The following is a 22,642-nucleotide window of genomic DNA, read 5'->3' as shown; positions in this document are numbered from 1 at the left end:
ATGTCCGTCAGGCCCGGAGCCTAGGGCGGCGGCAGGGGGTCCGCGGGTGGATGAGCCGCGGTTAGCACGTTCGAGTGACGTGGTCGAGGGCGACTACCCGTGCGGAGGTGGGGTAGTTGAAAAGTGCAGGAGTGTCAGGACTCCCGCGGCGTGGCGGGCGAGGCCGTGACGTCCTGCTCGGGGACGGCCTGGCCGGAGCGGATCAGCTCGATCCGCCCCATGACCTTGTCCCGCAGGTCGCCCGGCACGTCGTCGTGCCCGCAGCAGCGCTTGACGAGCTTCTTCACGGCCTGCTCGAGGCCGTACTTCTCAAGGCAGGGCGAGCACTCCTCGAAGTGGTGCTCGAACTTCACGCAGTCCGAGTCGGGCATCTCACGGTCGAGGAACTCGTAGAGATGATCGAGGATTTCGCTGCAATCCGTCTCGTGCGGCTCTCCGCAGCTCATGACCCCGAGCCTTTCGCTTCGTTCGACTCTCCGGCACCGGCCGGCACCATTCCGCGGTCACGGGCGTAGTCCTCCAGCATGCCGCGCAGCTGACGACGGCCCCGGTGCAGCCGGGACATCACCGTACCGATGGGTGTCCCCATGATGTCGGCGATCTCCTTGTAGGCAAACCCCTCGACGTCCGCGAGGTAGACGGCGATGCGGAACTCCTCGGGAATCGCCTGGAGCGCCTCCTTCACGTCCGAGTCGGGCAGGTGGTCGAGTGCCTGCGACTCCGCGGAGCGCAAACCCGTCGACATGTGCGACTCGGCGCGGGCGAGCTGCCAGTCCTCGATCTCCTCGGCCGCGGAGCGCTGAGGTTCGCGCTGCTTCTTGCGGTACGAGTTGATGAAGGTGTTGGTGAGGATCCGGTACAGCCACGCCTTGAGGTTGGTGCCCTCACGGAACTGGTGGAAGGACGCGTACGCCTTGGCGTAGGTCTCCTGCACCAGGTCCTCGGCGTCGGCCGGGTTGCGCGTCATGCGCAGCGCGGCCGAGTACATCTGGTCGAGGAACTCGAGCGCGTCCCGCTCGAAGCGCGCGCTGCGCTCCGCGGCCGTCTCAGCGCCCGTGCCGCCCTGGCCCTCGGGCTGCTCCGCCTGGCCGTTGTCGGTCCCTGCGTCGGTCCCAGTGACCGGACCCACCTCCTCGAGTGTTCTCGTGAGACCGAGACCGGTCTCACCCGAATCGGAGGATAGACGACGATCCGGTCCGCCCGCCGCCCGAATAGGGGCGGTCTTGGCCGCGTGCAGCACCGTCCAGTCCAGGTCGGCGCGGCTGCTGCGGCTCGGGCAGATGGTCGAACCCATGCGGCGGACTCCCTCTCCTACGACGTCGGTGCTGGTCTCCAGCACGTACGTCCCGCACAACAGTGACCGCCGCCCCGGCATTCCCGAAGCTTTACCCGAGTGACCCGGCCCACTCCACGACCGCGTCCGTGATGAGCGCCACGGCCTCTTCCTGCGAGACATCCGCACGCTTCGGCACAGCGAACCCGTGATCCCCGTACGGGACCTCCACGAGGCGGTACTCCCCGTCGGGGAACTCCTCCGGCTTCCCGAACGGGTCGTTCCCGCCCTGCACGACCAGGGTGGGCACCCCGGAGCCCAGCAGTTCCCCGGCGCGGGACTTCTCCGGCTTGCCCGGCGGGTGGAGCGGGAAGCTGAGCGCGAGCACGGCGTGGGCGCCCAGCTCGGTCGCGGTGCGGCAGGCCACCCGGGCCCCGGCGCTGCGCCCGCCGGAGATCACCGGCAGCCCGGACGCCGCCAGCGCGGGCCAGATGCCGCGCCAGCCGGTGTCCAGGGTCTTCGGCGCGGGTGCCAGCTTCTTCCCGGCCACCCGCCAGGGCTGCTCCACCCGGGCGACGGTCACGCCGTGCGCGGGCAGGACCTCGGCCAGCGCCTTCAGGTCCCGGGCCTCGATGCCGCCACCGGCGCCGTGGCTGACGGCGAGGACCAGCCGGGCCTTCTTCGCCCGGTGCCAGGTGACGCGGGCGGTCCCGGCGTCGGTCTCGACGGTCTCGACGATCTCGGTGGTCACGCCGACTCCCCTCGCCACGTCGTCACATTCATCGCACTCATCGCACTCATCACACTCATCACGCCGGTCACGCCGGTCACGCCGGTCACGCCGGTCACGCCGGTCACGCCGGTCACGCCGGTCACGTCAGAAGAGTGTGCCCTCTTCGGGCCCCTCCAGCTCCTTCAGCAGCTCCGGCCCGTTGTTGCGGACGTTGCTGACGGCGGTGGCGACCGGATAGGCGCGCATCAGGCCGCCGGGCGGCGGGGCGAGCAGCTCACGCAGCTCGTCGGTGTCCGTGCGGGACGGGTCGAGCCAGGCGTCCCAGCGGTCGGGCGTCAGCATCAGCGGCATCCGGGGATGGATCTCGGCGAGCGCCCGGGGCCCGTCGGCCGGGGACACCGCGAGCGGGCTCCGCTCGGCCTCCGTGGTGATGACCGAGCACGTCACCCACCAGGCCTGCGGGTGGTCGTCCGGCAGGGTCTTGTCACGCCAGAACTCGTACAGCCCGGCCATGGCGAAGACCGACCCGTCCGCCGGCGTCACGAAGTACGGCTGCTTGCGCGGCCGCTTCTTCTTGCCCTCGACCTCCAGCTCGCGCTCCTGGGTGCCGGTGACCCACTCGTAGTAGCCGTCGGCGGGCAGGATGCAGCGCCGGGAGGAGAAGGCGCGACGGTAGGACGGCTTCTCGTGGACGGTCTCCGCGCGGGCGTTGATCATCCGGGCGCCGCCCTCGGGGGTCTTCGACCAGGACGGGACGAGCCCCCACTTCAGCGTGCGCAGCTGCCGAACCGGCCGCGGGTCGTCCGCGTCTTTCAGGGGGCGGTCCAGGACGGCGTAGACCTCTTTGGTGGGTGCCACGTTGTAGTCCGGCGCGAGGGTCTCCTCGGGCTCCCACTTCTCGACCTCAAAGATTCCTGCGAGATCCTCTGGCCTACGACTCGCTGAATACCGTCCGCACATACGTGCCACACTGCCAGGCCCACCCGTCGCCCGACCACCACCCCCCCCCGATGACGGCGCTGCGCGCCGCACCTTCTGGATCGACCGCAGGGAGCCAACGCCGCACATGGACAGCACCGCAACCGCCTCGCTCGCCTCCCTCTGGGACGAGGTCTCCGGTACGCAGCCCGACCCCGACCTGTGGGTGGTGATCGCGACCCTGGGCGCCGCGCTCGCCGTGGTGGTCCCGCACGGCCTGTGGCGCATCTCCCGCAACGCCATCACCATCGCCCACGAGGGCGGCCACGGGCTCGTGGCCCTGCTCACGGGCCGCACCCTGACGGGCATACGCCTGCACTCGGACACCAGCGGCCTGACCGTCAGCCGCGGCAAGCCGCACGGCATCGGCATGATCCTCACCGCGGCCGCCGGCTACACCGCCCCGCCCCTGCTGGGCCTCGGCGGCGCGGCCCTGCTCGGCGCCGGCCGCATCACGCTGCTGCTGTGGGTCGCGACGGCTCTGCTGCTCGCCATGCTCGTGATGATCCGCAACGCCTACGGCGCCCTGACCATGCTCGTCACCGGCGGCCTGTTCGTGCTGGTGTCCTGGCTGGCTGGCCCCCAGATCCAGGCGGCGTTCGCGTACGCGGTGGTGTGGTTCCTGCTCATCGGCGGGGTCCGCCCGGCCTTCGAACTCCAGGCGAAGCGGGCCCGGGGCGGGGCCGGGGACTCGGACGCGGACCAGCTGTCACGGCTGACGCACGTACCGGCGGGGCTGTGGTTCTTCCTCTTCCACGCGGTGTCGCTGTGCTCGCTGATCGGCGGGGGCCGCTGGCTGCTGGAGATGTGACAGCCGGCCCGGGGGCTCAGCGCCGCCGCCGGTACGGCTCGCCCACGCGGACGTGACCGGCCCCACGGCGCCGCACTCGGGGGACGCCCTGCTTATAAAGTAAAGGCATGGCCCCGAACACCGCAGACACCGCCCTCTGGCCCGCCCCGCACGCGAGCGGAGCCGTCGACGCGACGGTCCACGTGCCCGGGTCCAAGTCGGTCACCAACCGCGCCCTGGTCCTCGCCTCCCTCGCCTCGGAGCCCGGCTGGCTGCGCCGCCCCCTGCGCTCCCGCGACACCCTGCTGATGGCCGGCGCGCTGCGGGCGATGGGCATCGAGATCGAGGAAGGCGTGGGCCCCGACGGCACGGGCGAGGCGTGGCGGGTGCTCCCCACGGGTCTGCGCGGCCCGGCCACGGTCGACGTCGGCAACGCCGGCACGGTGATGCGGTTCCTGCCGCCGGTCGCCACGCTCGCCGACGGCCCCGTCCGTTTCGACGGCGACCCGCGTTCCTACGAGCGTCCCCTCGACGGCGTCATCGACGCGCTGCGTCAGCTCGGCGCCCGGATCGACGACGACGGCCGCGGTGCCCTGCCGATGACCGTGCACGGCAGTGGTGCCCTCGACGGCGGCACGGTCGCCATCGACGCCTCCTCGTCGTCGCAGTTCGTCAGTGCCCTGCTGCTGTCCGGCCCGCGTTTCAACCAGGGGGTCGAGGTCCGCCACACCGGCGCGACGCTGCCCTCCATGCCGCACATCCGCATGACCGTCGACATGCTGCGCTCGGTCGGTGCCCAGGTGGACACGCCCGAGTCGGGCGGCGAGCCGAACGTCTGGCGGGTCTCCCCGGGCGCCCTGCTCGGCCGGGACCTGGTCATCGAGCCGGACCTGTCGAACGCCCAGCCCTTCCTGGCGGCGGCGCTGGTGACCGGCGGCAAGGTCGTCGTCCCCGACTGGCCGGCCCGCACGACGCAGCCCGGTGACCGGCTGCGCGAGATCTTCACCGAGATGGGCGGCTCCTGTGAACTGACCGAGTTCGGGCTGGTGTTCACCGGCTCCGGCTCGATCCACGGCATCGACGTCGACCTGGGCGAGGTCGGCGAGCTGACCCCGGGCATCGCGGCCGTCGCGGCCCTCGCGGACTCCCCGTCGACGCTGCGCGGTGTGGCCCATCTGCGGCTGCACGAGACGGACCGGCTGGCCGCGCTGACCAAGGAGATCAACGAACTCGGCGGCGACGTCACGGAGACCGCCGACGGTCTGCACATCCGCCCGCGCCGGCTGCACGGCGGGGTGTTCCACACCTATGACGACCACCGCATGGCCACGGCCGGCGCGATCCTCGGGCTGGCGGTGGACGGCGTGCAGATCGAGAACGTGGCGACGACGGCCAAGACCCTGCCCGACTTCCCCGACCTGTGGACCGGGATGCTCGGGGCGTAGGACGCAGGGATCACGTCATGCGCCGCTACGGCAAGCACACCGACGAGGACGACATCCGCACCCGTCCGGGCCGCCGGAACACCCGGCCCCGGACGAACATCCGCCCCAAGCACGAGGACGCCGCCGAGGGCCTCGTCCTCACCGTCGACCGGGGCCGCCTGACCTGCCTCGTCGAGGACCGTGTGGTCATGGCGATGAAGGCTCGCGAGCTGGGCCGCAAGGCGGCGGTGGTCGGCGACCGCGTGGCCCTGGTGGGCGATCTCTCGGGCAAGAAGGACACGCTGGCGAGGATCGTGCGCATCGAGGAGCGCACCTCGGTCCTGCGGCGCACGGCGGACGACGACGATCCGTTCGAGCGGGTGGTCGTCGCCAACGCCGACCAACTGGCCGTCGTCACCGCCCTGGCCGACCCCGAGCCGCGCCCCCGGCTGATCGACCGCTGTCTGGTCGCGGCCTACGACGGCGGTCTGGATCCGCTGCTGGTGCTGACCAAGTCGGACCTCGCGCCGCCCGAGAAGCTGCTGGAGCTGTACGGCGACCTCGACATCCCCTACGTCGTCACCAGTCGGGCGGAACTGGAGAGCGGCGTCGCCGTCGAGCGGGTACGGGAGCAGCTCGACGGCAAGATCACGGCGTTCGTCGGCCACTCCGGTGTCGGCAAGACGACCCTGGTGAACGCACTGGTGCCCGAGGAGCAGCGGCGTTCGACGGGGCATGTGAACGCGGTGACGGGACGCGGCCGGCACACCACCACCTCGGCGCTGGCGCTGCCGCTGTCGGACAACGACGGCTGGGTCATCGACACGCCGGGCGTGCGGTCCTTCGGACTCAACCACGTGGACCCGTCCCGGGTCATCCACGCCTTCCCCGACCTCGAGCCGGGTACCGAGGGCTGCCCGCGCGCGTGCAGCCACGACGAGCCGGACTGCGCGCTGGACGCGTGGGTGGCCGAGGGGCACGCGGACCCGGCACGGCTCTACTCGCTGCGGCGGCTGCTGGCCACGCGCGAGCGCAAGGAAGGCGACTGACCTCCGCGTTGTTTGTCCTGGCGTGCGGACGGTAAGTGCATAATCGCACCCAAGCCGGACGCGAGCCCGGCCCAGGCCTGACGAGCACGCTGAGACTGATGCAGCGGTCACTGAACGTGGGATACGGGAGGACGACTCATGGCGTGGCTGCTGGTCATCGTGGCCGGGTTGCTCGAGACCGGCTTCGCGGTGTGTCTGAAGCTGTCGCACGGCTTCACCCGGCTCTGGCCCACGGTCGCGTTCTGCATCTTCGCCCTCGGCAGCTTCGGGCTGCTGACGCTCGCGCTGAGGAGACTCGACGTGGGCCCCGCCTACGCGGTGTGGACCGGCATCGGGGCGGCGGGTACGGCGATCTACGGCATGGTGTTCCTGGGTGATCTGGTGTCGACGCTGAAGATCGTGTCGATCAGTCTCGTCATCATCGGCGTGGTCGGGTTGCAGTTGTCCGGATCGGCACACTGACGTCCTGTCAAACGTCCTGCCGGTGAAGGGCGCTGCGGACCAGGTCGGCGACTCCGCCGTCGCCGGGCGGCGCGGCCACGCACGACAGGGCGAGCCGGACGGCGAGTTCGCAGGAACGGGCCAGGTCGGCGGAGTCGGGCTTGGGCGTGCCGGGTCCGGCCAGGTGGCTGACGGCGCGGTCGCGGACGAGGGCGACGAAATCACCGGGGGTGGGCAGGGGCCCGTCGGCGCGGCGCTGGGCCGGCACGGCCGAGGAGGACGGCACGGCGGTCAGGGCCGGGGCGGGCAGCCGCTCACTCCAGCAGCCGGTGAGCATGGCCCGTACGAGGACGTTGTCCCGGGCGGCGGACGTGGTCCACTCGGCGGTGGCGGTGAGCCGGTCGCGCGGGTCGCTGTGCCCGGCGAGTGCCCGCTCCACCCCCGCGAGGTACCCGTCGGCCTCTCTGCGCACGAGCGCCCGGGCGAGACCGTCCTTGCTGCCGAACTCGTTGTAGAGCGTCTGCCGGGACACTCCGGCCGCCGCGGCCACGTCCACCATCCGGACGGCGGACCACGGCCGGCGCACCAGCGCCGTGTAGGCGGCGTCCAGTAGGGATTCCCGCGCTGCAGGCATCTTCGCCTCCCCTTGGGGCGAGCGGCTGTGCGCCCAGGTTTGACGCGCGTGGACCCACTGTCAAGGGTTCGCGAGCGCGCCCGGGGGCGCGTTTCGGCCTTGTGGCGCGGGGTGTTGACGCGTGTGCCGGTCTTTCCCCCGCGCATGCGGTGAGAGTGCTCCTTCGGACAGGCTGCGCGGACTGCTAGAGGCTGCGGGCGGTGATGTCGCCCTGGGCGGTGGTGGCGTGGATGGTCAGCCCGGCGGCGGCGCCGTCGCTGTTGTTGAGCGTGTTGTGGACACGGCCGTAGGCGGTGCCGGCGTCCAGGGCGGCGGAGACACCGCGTGCGGCGCCGATCGCGATGTCGCCCTGCTCGGTGCGCAGCGTGACGGCGCCCCGTGTGGCCTCGGCGACGGTGAGGTCGCCCTGCTGGGTCCTGAGCTGCGCCGGGCCGCGCAGACGGCCGACGGTGATGTCGCCGGCGAGCAGGCTGAGGCGGGCACCGGCGGCCTCGTCGAGCTTGACCGCGCCCTGCGCCGCCTCGAAGGCGACGTCGCCGAGCCGTCCGACGCCGCGCAGTTCACCGGCGGCGGCCTTGCCCGCGACCTGTGAACCGGCGGGCAGCTGCACGGTGACCTCGACGGCTCCGGAGTTGCCGAGCATCCGGTTCTTCGCCTCGGGGGCCGTGATGCGCAGGACGCCGTCGTCGTAGCCGACGCCGATCTGCTCGGCGGCCTTCACGTCGCGGCTCCTGGCGGCGTCCGCGGGCCGGACCTCGACAGTGGTGTCGGCCCGGTCGGCGGCGATGAACCGGATGCGCCCGGCGGGGATGTCAAGGACGGCCGAGACGGGGGCGGGGGTGTCGAACTTCTGCATCGTGCTCTCCTTCGTTTAGCGCGGCGCGCTGTTTTCGATGATGGAAAAGCTACGTTGCATTCACGGATACAGCAACAAGCTTGTTGCACGGGATAGCTATTTACGCAGCTCAACAGCAATAATTCATTGCAACGAGTCCACGAATGAATGCAACACGACGAACGATTGCGTTGCAATGAATTGGCAGTGAACGCTATGGTGCTGGCATCGCGCACCACGAGGGAGAATCACCATGCCGGGAGGCAGACTCACCCAGCAGGAACGCCAGCAGATCGCACTGGGGCTGGCCGACGGCCTCGCCTACGCGGAGATCGCCCGGCGCCTGGACCGCCCGACGTCGACGGTCACCCGCGAGGTCATGCGCAACGGCGGCCCGACGGCCTACCGCGCCGACCTGGCCCATCGCGCCACGGAACGCCGTACGCAGCGTCGCAGGCGGACCGCCCCCCGGGCTTCGGCCACGCCCCCGCAGACCGACGGGCGGGACGCCGAGGCCCTGCGCGAGTACGAGGAGACGTTCACGACCGTCCTCATGGGATCGGGCATGCCCAAGATGATGTCGAGGGTGATGGCCTGTCTCTGCATGACCGACTCGGGCAGCCTCACCGCGTCCGAACTCGCCCAGCGGCTTCAGGTGAGCCCGGCCTCCGTCTCCAAGGCGATCACGTTCCTCGACGGTCAGGGCTTCGTCCGCAGGGAGACGGGCGAAGGCCGCCGTGAGCGCTATGTCGTGGACGACGACGTCTGGTACCAGTCGATGCTGGCCAGCGCGCGTGCCATCGCGCAGGTCGTCGGGATCGCACGGCAGGGCGTCGGTGTACTCGGCCCCGGCACCCCGGCGGCGGACCGCCTCGAGAACGTGGCCCGCTTCCTCGACTTCGTCTCGGAGAGCACCACCCGCGCCGCGGAGCAGGCACGCGACATCCTGCACACCAGGCCCGAGACCGCTCCGCACGACACCGCTCCGCACAGCGCCTCTCCGCACGACACCGCTCCGCACAGCGCCTCTCCGCACGACACCGCTCCGCACGAGGCCGCGTCACACGACCCCACTCCGCACGACGCCGCTTCGCACGACCCCACTCCGCACGACGCCGCTTCGCACGGCGCGGATCGCTGACGCCCGCGCCCCCCGCGCCGGGCCTCACCCAACCACTCCCCCACCGTCACAAACCCCCGGTAGCCCCACCCCCACCTCGGCAGATAGGTTCGTTGCATGCCCGACTACCTCGACGACCTGCGTCTCGCCCACGTCCTCGCCGACGCCGCCGACGCCGCGACGACGGACCGGTTCAAGGCCCTCGACCTCAAGGTCGAGACCAAACCCGATATGACTCCGGTGAGCGAGGCGGACAAGGCCGCAGAGGAACTCATCCGCGGTCAGCTCCAGCGCGCCCGCCCCAGAGACGCGATCCTCGGCGAGGAGTACGGCGTCGAGGGCACCGGCCCGCGCCGCTGGGTGATCGACCCGATCGACGGCACCAAGAACTACGTGCGGGGCGTGCCCGTGTGGGCCACGCTCATCTCGCTGATGGAGGCCGGTGAAGGCGGCTTCCAGCCGGTCGTCGGGGTCGTCTCCGCCCCTGCCCTCGGCCGGCGCTGGTGGGCGGCGAAGGGCCACGGCGCGTTCTCCGGCCGCAGCCTCACCAAGGCGACCCGACTTCAGGTCTCCCGCGTCTCCAAGCTCTCCGACGCCTCCTTGGCGTACTCCTCGCTCAGCGGCTGGGAGGAGCAGGGGCGGCTGGACGGCTTCCTTGACCTGACCCGCGAAGTGTGGCGCACGCGCGCGTACGGCGACTTCTGGCCGTACATGATGGTGGCCGAAGGCGCCGTCGACATGTGCGCCGAGCCGGAGCTGTCCCTGTGGGACATGGCCGCCCCAGCCATCGTCGTCACCGAGGCCGGTGGCACCTTCACCGGCCTCGACGCCCGCCCTGGCCCCCACAGCGGCAACGCGGCAGCGTCGAACGGCCTGTTGCACGACGAGTTGCTGGGATACCTCAACCAGCGCTACTGAGCCCCCCGTTGTTACCGAGCGCCCCCTTGTTGACCCTCCCTTTGCCTGCCACCCTGAGAGTCCCCCCACTTGTGAATTTGTGAAATTCCGAACGAACGGCGGGGAGACTCCCAGGAGGTGGCTCCATCCATGCTCGTCCGTGACGCCATGAGCACTGTCGTCCTCACGATCGGCCCCACCCACACCCTGCGTCAGGCAGCGGCGCTGATGTCCGCCCGCAAGGTGGGAGCGGCGGTGGTCCACGACCCCGACGCCGGCGGCATCGGCATCCTCACCGAACGCGACATCCTCAACTCCGTGGGTCTGGGCCAGGACCCGGACACGGAACGCGCCCACGCCCACACCACCAACAACGTCGTCTTCGCCACTCCCGTCTGGACGCTGGAGGAGGCGGCGGCCGCCATGGCACACGGCGGCTTCCGGCACCTCATCGTGCTGGACGGCGGCGAGCCCGCCGGCATCGTCTCGGTCCGCGACATCATCCGCTGCTGGGCACCGGCACGCCAGCACGTCCCGGCATGACGACAGCGACGGGCCGGACCCCGACAGGGGCCGGCCCGTCCGCTACCGCAAGCGGTCCAGCGCTGGAGTTCAGCCGCGCAGGGCCCGGACCGCAACCTCCAGCCGCTTGCCGTAGTCTCCGTCGGCCCGACGGAAGTTGTCCATCGCCCGCTCGACGATGTCGTCACGCGAGACCTTGGCGATGAAACCGGCCAGGTTGGCGATCAGACGCTCCTTCTCGTCCTCGCCCATCAGCCGGTAGAGGTTGCCCGCCTGCACGAAGTCGTCGTCCTCGGCGTGGACCGGAGCCGGGTGGTTGCCCGTCGCGCCGCTCACGGCCGTGGCGGACCACAGCGGACGGTCCGTCTGGTACGGGCCGCCGAAGCTGTTCGGCTCGTAGTTCTTCGCCCCCTGGTGACGGCCGTCGTAGAGGTACCCGTCACGGGAGTTGGTGCGCGCCACCGTGGCGTGCGGGCGGTTCACCGGCAGGTGGTCGGCGTTGATGCCGACGCGGTAGCGGTGGGCGTCGCCGTAGGCGAAGAGGCGGCCCTGGAGCATCTTGTCCGGGGACGGCCCGATGCCCGGCACGAAGTGGGCGGGGCTGAAGATCGACTGCTCGACCTCGGCGAAGACGTTCTGCGGGTTGCGGTTGAGCTCAAGCCTGCCGATCTCGATCACCGGGTAGTCGGCGTGCGGCCAGACCTTGGTCAGGTCGAACGGGTTGAAGCGGTACGTCGCCGCCTCGGCCACCGGCATGATCTGCACGCCGACGGTCCACGTCGGGTACTCGCCGCGCTCGATGGCCTGGCGCAGGTCTCGCTGGTGGGAGTCGGGATCCTCACCGGCGAGCCGGGCGGCCTCGGCGCTGGTCAGGTTCTTGATGCCCTGGTCGGTCTTGAAGTGGTACTTCACCCAGAAGGCCTCGCCGGCCGCGTTGCTCCACTGGAAGGTGTGCGAACCGAAGCCGTCCATGTGGCGGTACGAGGCGGGGATGCCCCGATCGCCGAACAGCCAGGTCACCTGGTGCGTGGACTCGGGCGACAGGCTCCAGAAGTCCCAGACGTTGTCCGCCTCCGTCGAGCCGGTGTACGGGTCGCGCTTCTGGGTGTGGATGAAGTCCGGGAACTTGACGGCGTCCTTGATGAAGAAGACCGGGGTGTTGTTGCCGACGAGGTCGTAGTTGCCCTCCTCGGTGTAGAACTTCAGCGCGAAGCCGCGCGGGTCACGGACGGCGTCCGCCGCACCCAGGTTGCCGGCCACCGTCGAGAAGCGCAGGAAGACCTCGGTCTGCTTGCCGACGCCGGAGAGGAAGGCGGCACGCGTGTACGGGGTGACGTCGGCGGTCACCGTGAAGGTGCCGTACGCCCCCGCGCCGCGTGCGTGCACCACGCGCTCCGGGATGCGCTCACGGTTGAAGCGGGCCAGCTTCTCCAGCAGCAGCTGATCCTGGACGAGTACCGGGCCACCGACGCCCGCGGTCTCGCTGTTCTGGTTGTCGGCGACCGGAGCCCCGGCCTCCGTCGTAAGCGGTCCCTGCGTCACGTGCGCCTCCTGCACCATTCCTGACCAGTCCTGTCCACCGGCCAAAGTCGTTCTCGATCCTACAATAGACAATGTCTAAAGCAAGTGGACCTCTAAACTCACACCTGTTCGGGACCTGGTCTCCTTTGCTGTTAGGCTGGTGGCTATGAGTGACCTTCTGGAACGGCTGCGCGGACGCGGATGGCGGATGACCGCGCAGCGACGTGTCGTGGCTGAGGTCCTCGACGGCGAACACGTCCATCTGACGGCCGACGAGGTCCACGCCCGGGCCGTCGCCAAGCTGCCCGAGATCTCCCGGGCGACCGTCTACAACACACTGGGCGAGCTCGTGACCCTCGGCGAAGTGCTTGAGGTCTCCACGGACCAGCGCGCCAAGCGGTACGACCCGAACGCCCACCAGCCGCACCACCACCTGGTCTGCGCACGGTGCGGCGCGATCCGGGACGTCCACCCCACCGGCAATCCGCTGGCGGACCTCCCCGCCACCGAGCGCTTCGGCTTCACGGTCTCGGACGTCGAGGTGACGTACCGCGGCATCTGCCCGAACTGCGCGGCCGCCTAGCGTCACGGAACGCGAGGAGAGCCCCGGCACCGATGGGTGCCGGGGCTCTCTGCTGCCGTGCCGTGCCGTGCCGTGGGGAGACGTGAGGCCGAGCGGACCACACTCTCGGGATCCCAACCTGGCGCCCCGGGGGGGGCCACACCTCGGAATCTCGGCCGGAGGGGACCACCCCCGAGACCACAAACGCACCGAGGGCCGGAACCCTTTCGGATTCCGGCCCTCGGCCTTCAGTAGCGGGGACAGGATTTGAACCTGCGACCTCTGGGTTATGAGCCCAGCGAGCTACCGAGCTGCTCCACCCCGCGTCGGTGAATGCAACGTTACGTCACCGCAGAGGACGGATGCAAATCCATTCCCCGGCGCCCCCGCCCGGGCCGGGCGGCAGCACCTCACGCGGACAGCTCCTGCCGCAGCGCGTCCCTCAGCCGCTCCGCCCTCTCCGCGACGGACGCCGGCCCCATCGACATGGCCCGGTCGGCCCAGCGCTGCCCCTCAGCCAGCTCACCCCGACGCGCGTAGACCAGGGCCAGCCGGAGCGCCGCCCGCCCGTGACCGGCGTCGGCGGCCCGCGTCCACCACACCGCCGCCTCGGGCTCGCTCCCTTCCCTTGCCAGCAGCAGCCCGAGGTTGAACGCGCCGTTTCGGGACCCGGCCTCGGCTGCCTCCCGGTACCACCGGGCCGCCTCGACGACATCGCCACGGGCCGCCGCCAGCATGCCGACCCGCACCTGCGCACGCCGGTGCCCCTGGGACGCGGCCCGCTCGTACCACTCCTCGCACTCGCTCCGCCGGTGCACCGGCTCCCCGAGTTCGTGCGCGGGCTCCGGCGGGCGCCGCGCGTCGAGCACGGTCGCCAGCCGGTACGCGGCCTCGGCGCTCCCGCCCCCGGCGGCACACCGCAGGTGCCGCTCGGCCTCCTGCTCGTCGCCGTCGCGCAGTCGCGCCATACCGACCTGCAGCGCCGCCTCGGTGTGCCCCGCGGCGGCGGCACGCTCGTACCAGCCCAGCGCGGCCTGCTCCTCGCCCCGCCCGGCGTGCAGAATGCCGAGGTTGAAGGCGGCGTCGACGCTTCCGGCCTCGGCGGCCTTGGAGAACCACGGCTCCGCGCCGGTCTCGTCGCCGCCCCGCAGCAGCAGGATCGCCAGCGCGTTCGCGGCCTCGCGGTGCCCGGCGTAGGCGGCGCGCCGGTACCACTGCTCGGCCTGCGGGGTGCGTCCCTGCTCGGCGCAGAGCAGACCGAGGTTGTACGCGCCGTTCACGTCCCCCGCGTCCATCGCGGCCCGGTACCAGCGCTCGGCGGTCTGGGTCTCGCCCCGCTCGGCGTGCAACGCCCCCAGCGCGTTCGCGGCGTTGCCGTCGCCGTCCTGGGCGGCCCGCAGCCACCAGACGGCGGCGTTCTCGGTGTCGCCCGCGTCGCGCAGCAGGAAGCCGAGCGCGCACGCGGCGCGCGCGTCCCCGTCCTTGGCGGACGTCAGGTACCAGCGTCCGGCCTCCTTGAGCTCGCCCCGCCTCTCCAGGATCGTCCCGAGGTGCAGCGCGGCCCGCCGGTGGCCTCGCGCGGCGGCCTGCCGGTACCACTGCTCCGCCTCCTCGGGCGCCTGGACACCGTTGTCGCCGTCGGCATCCCGGGCCGCCTTCCCCTCCAGCGCCCGCGCGAGCCGGTACGCCGCCTCCCGGTGCCCGCGCTCGGCCGCGATCCGCATCCACCGCTCGGCCCCGGCGTCACCGCGATGCTCCAGCAGATCGGCGAGCGCGTAGGCGCCCAGGGTGTGACCCTGTTCGGCGGACTGGCGCAGCCAGTACTCGGCGGCGGGCTCGTCGCCGCGCTCGCGGTGGTGCCGACCGAGGGCGTGCGCGGCCGCCGTGGAACCGGCGACGGCGGCGATCCGCCACCAGCCGGCGGCCTCGTCGGCGTACCCCCGCTGGTGCAGGAGGACTCCCAGATTGTTGGCGGCCGCCCGGTCGCCCGCGGCGGTGGCGGCACGCAGATGAGGCTCGGCGCCGTCCAGGTCGCCACGGCGCAGCAACATGGCCCCGAGGACACTCATCGCCTCGACGTCGCCGGCCTCGGCGGCGAGCCGCTGACGCAGCTCTTCGGCCGCCTCGTCGGCGATCTCCCCGGTCTCGTCCGGGGTCTCGGTGTCCTCCCGGCTGGAAGGCTGCACAAAACGCCCTGTCTCGAACAGAGTTGCCTTGTCCCCCATAACGTCCATCGTCGCACCACCTGCAACCTGGGTACACCTGGTATACCGCAGCCAGTGAGGTCACTTCAGCGTTTTGTCGACATGCCCACAGAGAGACAAGTCAAACACAGATCGCCCAACTCCCCCCGGCGGCACGGCCACAAGCAGCGCCAGCACATGCGTTCACACATCACGAAGGCCCGGATTCCTTTGTGGAATCCGGGCCTTCGATGTCGCTCCGTCACTCGGACATCGCGACTTCAGTAGCGGGGACAGGATTTGAACCTGCGACCTCTGGGTTATGAGCCCAGCGAGCTACCGAGCTGCTCCACCCCGCGCCGTTGTGTTCACAACCGTATCACGGCGCGGGACGGGCATCTGACCAGGCCAGGGGCCTAGCTGCTCGGCTTGGGGCTCGGACTGCCGCTGGGGCTGCTGCTCGGCTTGCCGCCGGGCTTGCTCTCACCGCCCCCGGCACCGCCCGACCGGCTCGCCTCGGACTGCGCGTCCTCGGCCCGCTGCAGGGCGTCCTCAAGGTCCTTCTGCGCCTTGCCGTACGCCTCCCAGTCGTTCTTCTTCAGAGCCTCCTGGCCCGCGTCGAACGCCTTCTGGGCGTCCTCCAGGGCCTGTTGGACCGTCGGGTTGTCGGACGTCGGCGGTGGCTGCGTCGTATCGCCCTCGTCCGGTGGCTCGGTGGTCGGGCCGTCCGCTCCGAAGACCTTGTTGAGGGCCTCGTCGAGGGTGTTCTCGAACGCGGTCTGGCCTCCGTAGGTGACCAGCACCTTGCGCAGCAGCGGGTACTTCAGCCCGCCACCGCGGACGTAGACCGGCTCCACGTACAGCAGTCCGCCGTCGAGCGGCACCGTGAGCAGGTTGCCGTACTCGACTTCGGAGTCGCCGCCTCTCAGGAGCCTGATGGACTCGGCGATGTCCTCTTGCGAGTTGAACTGGCTCTGGACCTGCTTGGGTCCGTTGACCGTGGTGTTGGTCGGCAGTTTCAGGATTCTGATCTTGCCGTAGTCACCGGTGCCCGCCTCGGCGTCGACCGCCATGAACGCACTGAGGTTGTCACGTCCGTTGGGCGTGAAGGTCGTCGTCAGCGAGAACGCCTGTGCCTTCTGGTCCGGCATCTTCATGCTCAGGTAGTACGGCGGCACCGCGCTGCCCGACCGGTTCGTCGGGTCGTCCGGCACCTGCCACACCTCGCTGCCGCTGAGGAACGTCGTGGCGTCCTTCACGTGGTAGCGCGTGAGCAGCTCCCGCTGGACCTTGAACAGGTCCTGCGGGTAGCGCAGGTGGTCCATCAGGTCCTTGGAGATGTCGCTCTTGGGCTCGACCGTGTCCGGGAAGGCCTTCATCCAGGTCTTCAGGACCGGGTCCTTGGTGTCCCACTGGTAGAGCTTGACCTCGCCGGAGTAGGCGTCGACGGTCGCCTTCACCGAGTTGCGGATGTAGTTGACCTGGTTCTGCTGGGCCACCACCGCGCGGCTGTCGTTGGTCGCGGTCAGCGAGTCGGCGGTGGTGTCGCCGAGGGTCGTACGCGAGGAGTACGGGTAGCCGTTCGTCGTCGTGTACGCGTCGACGATCCACTGGATCCGGCCGTTCACCACCGCCGGGTAGGCGTCGCCGTCGATGGTCAGCCAGGGGGCGACCGCCTCGACGCGCTCCTTGGGCGTGCGGTTGTACAGGATCCGCGAACCCTCGCCGATGGCCCCGGAGTACAGGATCTGCGGCTCGCCGAACGCCACCGCGTACGCGGCCCGGTTGACCGGGTTGGAGAGGTCGACCCCGCTGTCGCCCTTGTAGCTGGTGGTCTTCTCGCCGTTGTCGTCGGAGTAGTCGATCTCCTTCTGGGGACCGCCGACGATCGAGTACGTGGTGGTCTTCTCGCCGTAGTAGACCCGCTGCTCGTACGTGCCGAGGTCACCCTCGGAGGGCAGGTCGGCCTCCGTGAAGTTCGGCCGGCCCTGACTGTCGGCGCTCGTGCCCTCGGCGGCGACCACTCCGTATCCGTGGGTGTAACGGAAGTGGTTGTTGATCCAGTTCTTCTTCGGAATGCCGGCGAGGTTCAGCTCACGCAGGCCGATGACCGTGTCCTGGTCCTTGCCGTCCTTGGGGTAACGGTCGACGTCCAGATTGTTCGGGAACGCGTAGTAGTTCCTGATCTGCTGGAGCTGCTGGAACGTCGGCGAGACGATGTTCGGGTCCATGATCCGGATGCTCGCCGTGTCCGGGACGTCGTCGCGCAGTGTGGTCTTGTCCTCGGTCTTGCTCGACCCCGAGTAATCCGTGACCTTGGTCCCGTCGATGCCGTACGCCTGGCGCGTGGCCTCGAGGTTCTTCTCGACGTACGGCGCTTCCTTGGCCTGCTCGTTCGGCTGGACCTGGAACTTCTGCACGATCGCCGGGTACAGCCCGCCGATGAGGATCGCCGAGAGCACCATCAGGCCGAAGCCGATCACGGGCAGCTGCCAGGTGCGCCGCCAGATGGTGGCGAAGAACAGCAGCGCGCAGATGACGGCGATGCAGAACAGGATCGTCTTGGCCGGCAGGTAGGCGTTGGCGTCGACGTACCTCAGGCCCGTCCAGTTGTCGGTCGCCCTGAAGTCACTGGACTTCACCGCCAGTCCGTACCGGTCGAGCCAGTACGCGACCGCCTTGAGGGCGACGAAGATGCCGATGAGCACCGACAGGTGGCCGGTGGCCGCGGCCGTGGCGCGGGCGCCGGGGCTCGTGACGCGCAGCCCGCCGTACAGGTAGTGCGTGAGCGCGGCGGCGATCACGGACAGGATCGCCGCGGCGAAGCCGAAGCCGAGGAGGAACCGGTACCAGGGCAGGTCGAAGGCGTAGAAGGAGACGTCCAGATTGAACTGGGGGTCCTTCTCGCCGAAGGGCACGCCGTTGACCCACATCAGCCACGTCCGCCACTGGCCGGAGGCGGAGGCGCCGGCGATCAGGCCCACGAGGGCGGTGATCCCGAGCAGCAGCCACTTCTTGTAGGGCGCGATGCCCATCCGGTAGCGGTCGAGGTTCTGCTGCTCCATCGACATGGCGCTCAGCGGCGGTCGCAACCGGTGCGCCAGCCAGATGTTGAAGCCGACGGCGAGGGACATGAGCAGGCCGAAGACGAAGAAGAGCCCGATCTTGGTCCACAGAGTGGTGGTGAAGACCGAGGAGTAGTTCACCGAGCGGTACCAGAGCCAGTCCGTCCAGAAGCCCGCGAACATGGTGAACGCCATGCCGAGAACGGCCAGGACGCCCAGCGTCATGAGCAGGGTCCGGACTCGCCGGGACGGGCGGCCCACTCTGATCCGCGGCCCTGTCGGGCCTCCGCCGCGGTCCGGCATCTGGAAAGCCAAGGTGCGCACCTCGAAGTTCGCTGTTGATTCGTCAGGCCCGCGTCTTCACGGACCGTCCGTGGCCCCCGTGATCGTGGGCCCCCACCTATGCAACTTACTCACCGTTTACTCGGTTCCCGATTCCGGCCGGGAACGAGGCAGGATTGTGACCATGTCCAACACTCCCATGGCTGCCAACCCGCTCACCCGGGCCGTTCTCGAGATCGACGAGTACGTCTCCGGCCTCGGCTGGGACCAGCCGGCCCGCCTTTTCGCCCTCGTCGACACCGCACGGCTGCGAGCCGATGAGCCCTCGCTCGCCGACCGGCTCGGTCTCGGGGAGGAGTCGGAGAACTCCGGCCTCACCCCGATCGAGCAGGACGAAGTGCCAACGGGCAAGCCGCTCGACGAGTTCCTCGCCACCATCGCCTGGCCCGACGCGGTGGCAGGCTGCGCCCTCGCCGTGGAGCGCCTGATGCTGCCGCCGTCCGCGGAGGCCCAGGTTCCACAGGGTCTGAGCGAGGCCGAGCTCACGAAGTGGGTGGCGGAGCACCCGGACCGCCAGGAGGTGCGCATGACGGTCGCGGTGCTGCGCGACGGCACGCGTGAGTCGGCCCTGCGGCTGCGTGAGAAGGACTCCCCCACCGAGGTCCTGACCGGCTCCGACCTGGTGCCGGGGCTGGCGGAGGCGCTGTCGGCGACGTTCGAGGAGTAGACCCGCAGGTCGGAGGGGTAATCCCGCAGGGCCGTGCGGTGTGCGGCCCGGGTCCTCGGTCCCGGGCTACTTGCCGCACTTCGGCAGGTCGGCGGTGTCGCCGCTGCGGAGGTCCTGCAGCGCGCCCAGGGCGTCCTTGATGGTGCCCACCTTGATCAGGGTGAGGCCGTCGGGGGTGTCCTTGGCGGCGGCCGCGCAGTTGTCGGCGGGCGTCAGGAAGTACTGCGCGCCCTTGGCCCGCGCGCCCACGGTCTTCATCTCGATGCCGCCGATCGGCCCGACCTTGCCGGCGTCGTCGATCGTGCCGGTGCCGGCCACGAACTTGCCTCCGGTCAGGCTGCCCGGGGTGAGCTTGTCGTAGATGCCGAGCGCGAACATCAGCCCGGCGCTCGGGCCGCCGACGTCCGCGAGCTTGATGTCGATGGTGAACGGGAAGGTGTGGTCGGTTCCCGCGGAGATCCCCACGATGGCGCGCTTCTCACCGGTGTCGTCGGACGTCTTGGTGGTCATGGTGACGTCCTGCGTCCTGGTCGGCGTCCGCTTCTCCTTCTCCGCGGCGGCCTGCTCCTTGGCGGGGACGATCGTGAAACGTACCTGCTGGCCCGGCTTGTGCCGTGTGACGAGCTTGGCGACGTCGGCCGGTTCCTTCACGGCCGTGCCGTCGACGGCCTTGATCACGTCCCCGGCGTGCAGCCTGCCCTCGGCGGGGGATCCCTTGACGACCGTGGAGACGATCACCCAGGACCTCACCGGGACGTCCAGCTGCTTCAGGGCGGCGACCTTGGCGCTCTCCTGGGACTGGCTGAACTCCTCGGCGTTCTCCTGGGTGGACTGCTCCTCGGTCTTGCCGTCCGGGTAGAGCGTCTCGTGCGGCACGACCTTGTTGTCGTGCGCGAGCCAGCCGTAGACGGCCTCGACCAGGTTCATCCGGTAGTCGGCGCTCGTCACCCGGACCGTCGTCATGTTCAGGTGGCCACTGGTCGCGTAGGTCTTCCTGCCCGCGATCTGCAGCACCGGCTCACCGTCGTGATCGCCCAGCGTGTTCACCGTCGGCCCCGGTGACATCTCCGAGTAGGGCACGGGGATGAACACTCCCGCGCACAGGAGCGCGATCAGCATCAGGGTGGAGGCGAGCATCGTCGCGGTGCGGCGTGGCATGAGTCGACAGTACGGGACGGTCCTGTCAGCGCACCGTCAGGGCCGCCCGTCCGGGGCGACCCTGACCCTCGCAACACGTGTGACCTGCTGTTTCCTCGGCCGTCAGGCACCCGGCCGGGGCTTCTCCATGGCCTCGCGGAAGCGGGCGTAGCCGGTGAGCTCGGGCCCGTCGTTGCGGACCTTGCGGGTCCGGTTGGCCCAACTCCCCCAGAGCCCCGCGCCGATGGCAGCCACAAGCGGAATCAGCAACCAGGCGAGCGCCGCCATGCCGACCTCCAACCCCTTTGAGCATCCGCAACTGACTGATCAGCAGATTAACGATTCGCAGTGACAACGCTCACGCCAGGGGTGCGGTTACGCAACCGGAGGCGGGCTTCCAGAACCGTCCAGGAGTGCGGTCACGCAACCGGAGGCGGGCTTCCGGAACCGGCGGCGCGCCCACTGTGCCGCCAGGCGGCTTCCGGAGCCGGCAAGCATGCTTACGGGATCAGTGGCGGACTCACGGGATCAGCAAGCGCCGACCCACTCCTCGGTGCCGTCGGAGAACTTCTGGTGCTTCCAGATCGGCACCTCGTGCTTGAGGTCGTCGATCAGTTTGCGGCAGGCCTCGAAGGCCTCCCCGCGGTGCGGGCAGGAGACGGCGACGACCACGGCGAGGTCCCCGACCCGCAGGTCGCCCACGCGGTGCACGGCCGCCAGGGCGCGGACCGGGAACTCGGCGGCGACCTTCTCGGCGATGCGCCGCATCTCTGCCTCGGCGCTGGGGTGGCACGAATACCCCAGCTCGTCCACGTCGGCACCCCCGTCGTGGTTCCGCACGGTCCCCACGAAGAGGGCGGTGCCACCGGCCGCGTCGTCCCCGACGGCCCGGAACACCTCGTCCAGGGAGAGGGCCGAGTCCCGGATCCCGATCAGCTTGATCGGGTCCTGCGCGGCCTGCTCACCGGGGTGATCGTTCGTGGTTGCCATGCGTCCATCGTGCCGCACGCGGCCGACAGGGCGGAATAGAGCTATCGACCGGCACGCGCGCGTGCGCGTTTGGAGCCTCCTACAGGGGCGGCTTCGTCGGTGTCTCGCAGAGGCGTCCCATGCTGCGCAGGGGTGTCTCGGATCCGCGCCTCCACGGAGGCGTCCCTCAGATCCGCCGCCGGGCCTTGCGTGCCCGCCGCACCACCGCGGCCGCGCCGAGCAGCGCCACCGTCGCGCCGGCGGCACCCGCGGCCGTCGCGTCCTTGCGGCCCAGCCGCCGTCCGGCGACCGTGTGCCGGCCGGAGACCTCCTCCAGGAGTTCCGCCAGCACCTCCTCGTTGGTGTACTGCGGCCGCCACCCGGCGTCGTGCAGCCGGCTGCCGCTCACCACCCAGGGGTACATCGTGTACGCCAGGTCCCCGGCCGGCGACGGCGTGAGCCCGATGCGGTGCAGCCGCGCCGCCGCGCCCAGCGCGACCGCCGACGGCAGCTCCATCCGCCGGATCCCGCTGAGCTCCTCGACCTCCTCCTGCTCCAGCCAGCCGTCGCAGCCGACGGTGAGCTCGCCGTCGACCTTCTCCAGAACGGCGTACTCCAGAGCGCCGCACAGGTCCTCGACGTGGCAGAACTGCCACGCCGGCCGCGACCCGGCGACGACGAGGAGCCGGGGAGACTCGAAATACCTGGTCAGTGCCGTGTCGGTGCCTCCGACCAGCACGGCCGGCCGTACCACGGTGACGTTGAGCCCGGGGTGCGCCCGGGGTGCGCGCCGCGCCAGCCGTTCGATCTCCAGCAGGTCGCCGACGCCCGTCGCCTCGGCCGTGGCACGCAGCTCGGCGTCCTCGGACAGCGGCAGCTCGTTGTCGGGGAGCGCCCCGTAGACCATCGCCGAGGTGCACAGCACGACCCGGTGCACTCCGGCGGCCGCGGCCGCCGTCAGGACGGTCTGCGTCCCCCGTACGTTGTAGGCCGTTCGGGCGGCTGCGTCGGTCTCCAGGTCGAGATCGAGCGCCAGGTGCACCACCACGTCGGCCCCGCGCAGTTTCTCCGCGATGGCCGGGTCCCGTACGTCCAGGATGTGCCACTGGGCCGCCGCGCACTCGCCGCGCCGCTCGTCGATGGCGAGGACCTGCTTGACCTCGTCGGATGCGGCCAGCCGCTCCGTGAGCAGGGCTCCTACGCCGTACGCGGCGCCGGTCACCGCGACGACGGGGCCACGCGCCGCGGGACGCGCGGAACTGGTTGACTGGTTTCGCGCTGCGCGAACCTGCGGATCTGGGGAACTCACCGGGCGTCTCCAGCGGTTGTCTTCAGTACGAGCGCGTCCGACGCGTGCGTACCAGGTGGCATCCATCCTGCCGCAGGCCGTCAGTCGGCGAAGCACCGAGGCCCGATCCGCCCCGGGTGTCTACGCTGGGTGGTGTTGTCGGGCAGCCGTGCCGCCGGAAAGAACCGGCGGCCCTACCAGCCGAGGAATCC

23 protein-coding genes and 2 tRNA genes are annotated in these 22,642 nt (G+C 70.4%); 9 read left to right on the top strand and 16 right to left on the bottom strand.

All coding sequences use genetic code 11. From position 1 onward, the window contains the following. Nucleotides 1–134: 134 nt before the first annotated feature. The 5 genes from rsrA to ACIQU3_RS18410 all read right to left on the bottom strand — a co-directional run bounded on the left by rsrA (nucleotide 135) and on the right by ACIQU3_RS18410 (nucleotide 2,966). Nucleotides 135–446: a mycothiol system anti-sigma-R factor gene (gene rsrA, locus ACIQU3_RS18430; RefSeq protein ID WP_234849268.1), complete on the bottom strand. Its 312-nt coding sequence runs from the start codon at nucleotides 444–446 to the stop codon at nucleotides 135–137. Continuing rightward, nucleotides 443–1,129, bottom strand: a complete 687-nt coding sequence (sigR, locus tag ACIQU3_RS18425; RefSeq protein ID WP_161365341.1) for an RNA polymerase sigma factor SigR — start codon at nucleotides 1,127–1,129, stop codon at nucleotides 443–445. Before sigR ends, rsrA begins: the two co-directional genes overlap by 4 nt. Before the next feature lie 256 nt (nucleotides 1,130–1,385). Next, the gene (locus ACIQU3_RS18420) at nucleotides 1,386–2,024 is read right to left on the bottom strand and encodes an alpha/beta family hydrolase (RefSeq protein WP_403926301.1); all 639 of its coding nucleotides are present in this window, start codon (nucleotides 2,022–2,024) and stop codon (nucleotides 1,386–1,388) included. Further along, on the bottom strand, nucleotides 2,021–2,149 hold the full coding sequence (locus tag ACIQU3_RS18415; RefSeq protein ID WP_403926299.1) for a hypothetical protein: 129 nt from the start codon (nucleotides 2,147–2,149) through the stop codon (nucleotides 2,021–2,023). Before ACIQU3_RS18415 ends, ACIQU3_RS18420 begins: the two co-directional genes overlap by 4 nt. A gap of 1 nt (nucleotide 2,150) precedes the next feature. Then, nucleotides 2,151–2,966 (bottom strand): SOS response-associated peptidase, encoded by an 816-nt coding sequence (locus ACIQU3_RS18410; protein ID WP_403740608.1) that lies wholly within the window; start codon nucleotides 2,964–2,966, stop codon nucleotides 2,151–2,153. Nucleotides 2,967–3,072: 106 nt separating this feature from the next. Here ACIQU3_RS18410 and ACIQU3_RS18405 point away from each other — a divergent pair, with 106 nt between their 5' ends. The 4 genes from ACIQU3_RS18405 to ACIQU3_RS18390 all read left to right on the top strand — a co-directional run bounded on the left by ACIQU3_RS18405 (nucleotide 3,073) and on the right by ACIQU3_RS18390 (nucleotide 6,709). Then, on the top strand, nucleotides 3,073–3,795 hold the full coding sequence (locus ACIQU3_RS18405; RefSeq protein ID WP_403926296.1) for a M50 family metallopeptidase: 723 nt from the start codon (nucleotides 3,073–3,075) through the stop codon (nucleotides 3,793–3,795). 107 nt (nucleotides 3,796–3,902) lie between these two features. After that, nucleotides 3,903–5,219 carry a 3-phosphoshikimate 1-carboxyvinyltransferase gene (gene aroA / locus ACIQU3_RS18400; RefSeq protein ID WP_403740602.1) on the top strand — a complete coding sequence of 439 codons (1,317 nt, stop codon included), beginning with the start codon at nucleotides 3,903–3,905 and terminating at the stop codon, nucleotides 5,217–5,219. 17 nt (nucleotides 5,220–5,236) lie between these two features. Beyond that, on the top strand, nucleotides 5,237–6,247 hold the full coding sequence (gene rsgA, locus ACIQU3_RS18395) for a ribosome small subunit-dependent GTPase A (RefSeq protein ID WP_403740595.1): 1,011 nt from the start codon (nucleotides 5,237–5,239) through the stop codon (nucleotides 6,245–6,247). A gap of 138 nt (nucleotides 6,248–6,385) precedes the next feature. Continuing rightward, complete coding sequence (locus tag ACIQU3_RS18390) at nucleotides 6,386–6,709, top strand: SMR family transporter (protein WP_391419304.1); 324 nt, start codon at nucleotides 6,386–6,388, stop codon at nucleotides 6,707–6,709. A gap of 7 nt (nucleotides 6,710–6,716) precedes the next feature. Here ACIQU3_RS18390 and ACIQU3_RS18385 read toward each other — a convergent pair whose 3' ends face one another. Both ACIQU3_RS18385 and ACIQU3_RS18380 read right to left on the bottom strand, forming a co-directional pair. Then, nucleotides 6,717–7,322, bottom strand: coding sequence for a TetR/AcrR family transcriptional regulator (locus ACIQU3_RS18385; RefSeq protein ID WP_403740591.1), 606 nt, complete (start codon nucleotides 7,320–7,322; stop codon nucleotides 6,717–6,719). Nucleotides 7,323–7,506: 184 nt separating this feature from the next. Further along, on the bottom strand, nucleotides 7,507–8,178 hold the full coding sequence (locus ACIQU3_RS18380; protein WP_403926293.1) for a DUF4097 family beta strand repeat-containing protein: 672 nt from the start codon (nucleotides 8,176–8,178) through the stop codon (nucleotides 7,507–7,509). A gap of 232 nt (nucleotides 8,179–8,410) precedes the next feature. Here ACIQU3_RS18380 and ACIQU3_RS18375 point away from each other — a divergent pair, with 232 nt between their 5' ends. From ACIQU3_RS18375 to ACIQU3_RS18365, 3 genes are all read left to right on the top strand, one after another. Beyond that, on the top strand, nucleotides 8,411–9,298 hold the full coding sequence (locus ACIQU3_RS18375) for a helix-turn-helix domain-containing protein (protein WP_403926291.1): 888 nt from the start codon (nucleotides 8,411–8,413) through the stop codon (nucleotides 9,296–9,298). A 96-nt stretch (nucleotides 9,299–9,394) separates the two neighbouring features. Then, nucleotides 9,395–10,195: a histidinol-phosphatase gene (hisN, locus tag ACIQU3_RS18370; RefSeq protein ID WP_366711890.1), complete on the top strand. Its 801-nt coding sequence runs from the start codon at nucleotides 9,395–9,397 to the stop codon at nucleotides 10,193–10,195. A gap of 129 nt (nucleotides 10,196–10,324) precedes the next feature. Then, entirely contained in the window at nucleotides 10,325–10,717 is a 393-nt protein-coding gene (locus ACIQU3_RS18365; RefSeq protein ID WP_403926289.1) for a cyclic nucleotide-binding/CBS domain-containing protein, read from the top strand. Between the two features lie 69 nt (nucleotides 10,718–10,786). Here ACIQU3_RS18365 and ACIQU3_RS18360 read toward each other — a convergent pair whose 3' ends face one another. Continuing rightward, a complete protein-coding gene (locus tag ACIQU3_RS18360) occupies nucleotides 10,787–12,238 on the bottom strand; it encodes a catalase (protein WP_403926286.1) in 1,452 nt (483 codons plus the stop codon). 145 nt (nucleotides 12,239–12,383) lie between these two features. Between ACIQU3_RS18360 and ACIQU3_RS18355 the strand changes: the two genes are divergently transcribed. Further along, a complete protein-coding gene (locus ACIQU3_RS18355; RefSeq protein ID WP_403926283.1) occupies nucleotides 12,384–12,800 on the top strand; it encodes a Fur family transcriptional regulator in 417 nt (138 codons plus the stop codon). Between the two features lie 231 nt (nucleotides 12,801–13,031). On the opposite strand, the gene ACIQU3_RS18350 is transcribed toward ACIQU3_RS18355, so the two are convergent. The 4 genes from ACIQU3_RS18350 to ACIQU3_RS18335 all read right to left on the bottom strand — a co-directional run bounded on the left by ACIQU3_RS18350 (nucleotide 13,032) and on the right by ACIQU3_RS18335 (nucleotide 18,330). Continuing rightward, nucleotides 13,032–13,105 (bottom strand) — tRNA-Met (locus ACIQU3_RS18350). 84 nt (nucleotides 13,106–13,189) lie between these two features. After that, nucleotides 13,190–15,013 (bottom strand): tetratricopeptide repeat protein, encoded by a 1,824-nt coding sequence (locus ACIQU3_RS18345; RefSeq protein ID WP_403926281.1) that lies wholly within the window; start codon nucleotides 15,011–15,013, stop codon nucleotides 13,190–13,192. 234 nt (nucleotides 15,014–15,247) lie between these two features. After that, a tRNA-Met gene (locus tag ACIQU3_RS18340) sits at nucleotides 15,248–15,321 on the bottom strand. A 57-nt stretch (nucleotides 15,322–15,378) separates the two neighbouring features. After that, nucleotides 15,379–18,330, bottom strand: a complete 2,952-nt coding sequence (locus ACIQU3_RS18335; RefSeq protein ID WP_403926734.1) for a UPF0182 family protein — start codon at nucleotides 18,328–18,330, stop codon at nucleotides 15,379–15,381. Between the two features lie 163 nt (nucleotides 18,331–18,493). On the opposite strand from ACIQU3_RS18335, the gene ACIQU3_RS18330 reads away from it, so the two are divergent. Beyond that, complete coding sequence (locus ACIQU3_RS18330) at nucleotides 18,494–19,036, top strand: PPA1309 family protein (RefSeq protein ID WP_403926279.1); 543 nt, start codon at nucleotides 18,494–18,496, stop codon at nucleotides 19,034–19,036. Nucleotides 19,037–19,102: 66 nt separating this feature from the next. Here the strand turns inward: ACIQU3_RS18330 and ACIQU3_RS18325 are convergent, their stop codons facing one another. The 4 genes from ACIQU3_RS18325 to ACIQU3_RS18310 all read right to left on the bottom strand — a co-directional run bounded on the left by ACIQU3_RS18325 (nucleotide 19,103) and on the right by ACIQU3_RS18310 (nucleotide 22,451). Further along, complete coding sequence (locus ACIQU3_RS18325) at nucleotides 19,103–20,194, bottom strand: PDZ domain-containing protein (RefSeq protein ID WP_403926276.1); 1,092 nt, start codon at nucleotides 20,192–20,194, stop codon at nucleotides 19,103–19,105. A gap of 102 nt (nucleotides 20,195–20,296) precedes the next feature. Next, a complete protein-coding gene (locus ACIQU3_RS18320) occupies nucleotides 20,297–20,428 on the bottom strand; it encodes a hypothetical protein (RefSeq protein ID WP_358611243.1) in 132 nt (43 codons plus the stop codon). Nucleotides 20,429–20,701: 273 nt separating this feature from the next. Beyond that, nucleotides 20,702–21,163, bottom strand: coding sequence for a molybdenum cofactor biosynthesis protein MoaE (locus ACIQU3_RS18315; protein WP_031108363.1), 462 nt, complete (start codon nucleotides 21,161–21,163; stop codon nucleotides 20,702–20,704). Between the two features lie 166 nt (nucleotides 21,164–21,329). Beyond that, a complete protein-coding gene (locus tag ACIQU3_RS18310) occupies nucleotides 21,330–22,451 on the bottom strand; it encodes an SDR family oxidoreductase (protein ID WP_403740559.1) in 1,122 nt (373 codons plus the stop codon). Between the last annotated feature and the right edge of the window lie 191 nt (nucleotides 22,452–22,642).

Origin of the sequence: Streptomyces sp. NPDC101110 (genome assembly GCF_044759525.1) — a bacterium.
Lineage (GTDB): Bacteria > Actinomycetota > Actinomycetes > Streptomycetales > Streptomycetaceae > Streptomyces.
The sequence above is the reverse complement of the archived record's forward strand: the minus strand, read 5'-3'. Positions and strand labels throughout refer to the sequence as shown.

Coding starts and splice junctions, on each gene's coding strand:
- hisN (WP_366711890.1), top strand. CDS start 9,395: ATGCCCGACTACCTCGACGACCTGCGTCTCGCCCACGTCCTCGCCGAC.
- ACIQU3_RS18330 (WP_403926279.1), top strand. CDS start 18,494: ATGTCCAACACTCCCATGGCTGCCAACCCGCTCACCCGGGCCGTTCTC.
- ACIQU3_RS18405 (WP_403926296.1), top strand. CDS start 3,073: ATGGACAGCACCGCAACCGCCTCGCTCGCCTCCCTCTGGGACGAGGTC.
- ACIQU3_RS18390 (WP_391419304.1), top strand. CDS start 6,386: ATGGCGTGGCTGCTGGTCATCGTGGCCGGGTTGCTCGAGACCGGCTTC.
- aroA (WP_403740602.1), top strand. CDS start 3,903: ATGGCCCCGAACACCGCAGACACCGCCCTCTGGCCCGCCCCGCACGCG.
- rsrA (WP_234849268.1), bottom strand. CDS start 446: ATGAGCTGCGGAGAGCCGCACGAGACGGATTGCAGCGAAATCCTCGAT.
- rsgA (WP_403740595.1), top strand. CDS start 5,237: ATGCGCCGCTACGGCAAGCACACCGACGAGGACGACATCCGCACCCGT.
- ACIQU3_RS18380 (WP_403926293.1), bottom strand. CDS start 8,178: ATGCAGAAGTTCGACACCCCCGCCCCCGTCTCGGCCGTCCTTGACATC.
- ACIQU3_RS18355 (WP_403926283.1), top strand. CDS start 12,384: ATGAGTGACCTTCTGGAACGGCTGCGCGGACGCGGATGGCGGATGACC.
- ACIQU3_RS18335 (WP_403926734.1), bottom strand. CDS start 18,330: ATGCCGGACCGCGGCGGAGGCCCGACAGGGCCGCGGATCAGAGTGGGC.
- ACIQU3_RS18325 (WP_403926276.1), bottom strand. CDS start 20,194: ATGCCACGCCGCACCGCGACGATGCTCGCCTCCACCCTGATGCTGATC.
- ACIQU3_RS18410 (WP_403740608.1), bottom strand. CDS start 2,966: ATGTGCGGACGGTATTCAGCGAGTCGTAGGCCAGAGGATCTCGCAGGA.
- ACIQU3_RS18315 (WP_031108363.1), bottom strand. CDS start 21,163: ATGGCAACCACGAACGATCACCCCGGTGAGCAGGCCGCGCAGGACCCG.
- ACIQU3_RS18345 (WP_403926281.1), bottom strand. CDS start 15,013: ATGGACGTTATGGGGGACAAGGCAACTCTGTTCGAGACAGGGCGTTTT.
- ACIQU3_RS18375 (WP_403926291.1), top strand. CDS start 8,411: ATGCCGGGAGGCAGACTCACCCAGCAGGAACGCCAGCAGATCGCACTG.
- ACIQU3_RS18385 (WP_403740591.1), bottom strand. CDS start 7,322: ATGCCTGCAGCGCGGGAATCCCTACTGGACGCCGCCTACACGGCGCTG.
- ACIQU3_RS18365 (WP_403926289.1), top strand. CDS start 10,325: ATGCTCGTCCGTGACGCCATGAGCACTGTCGTCCTCACGATCGGCCCC.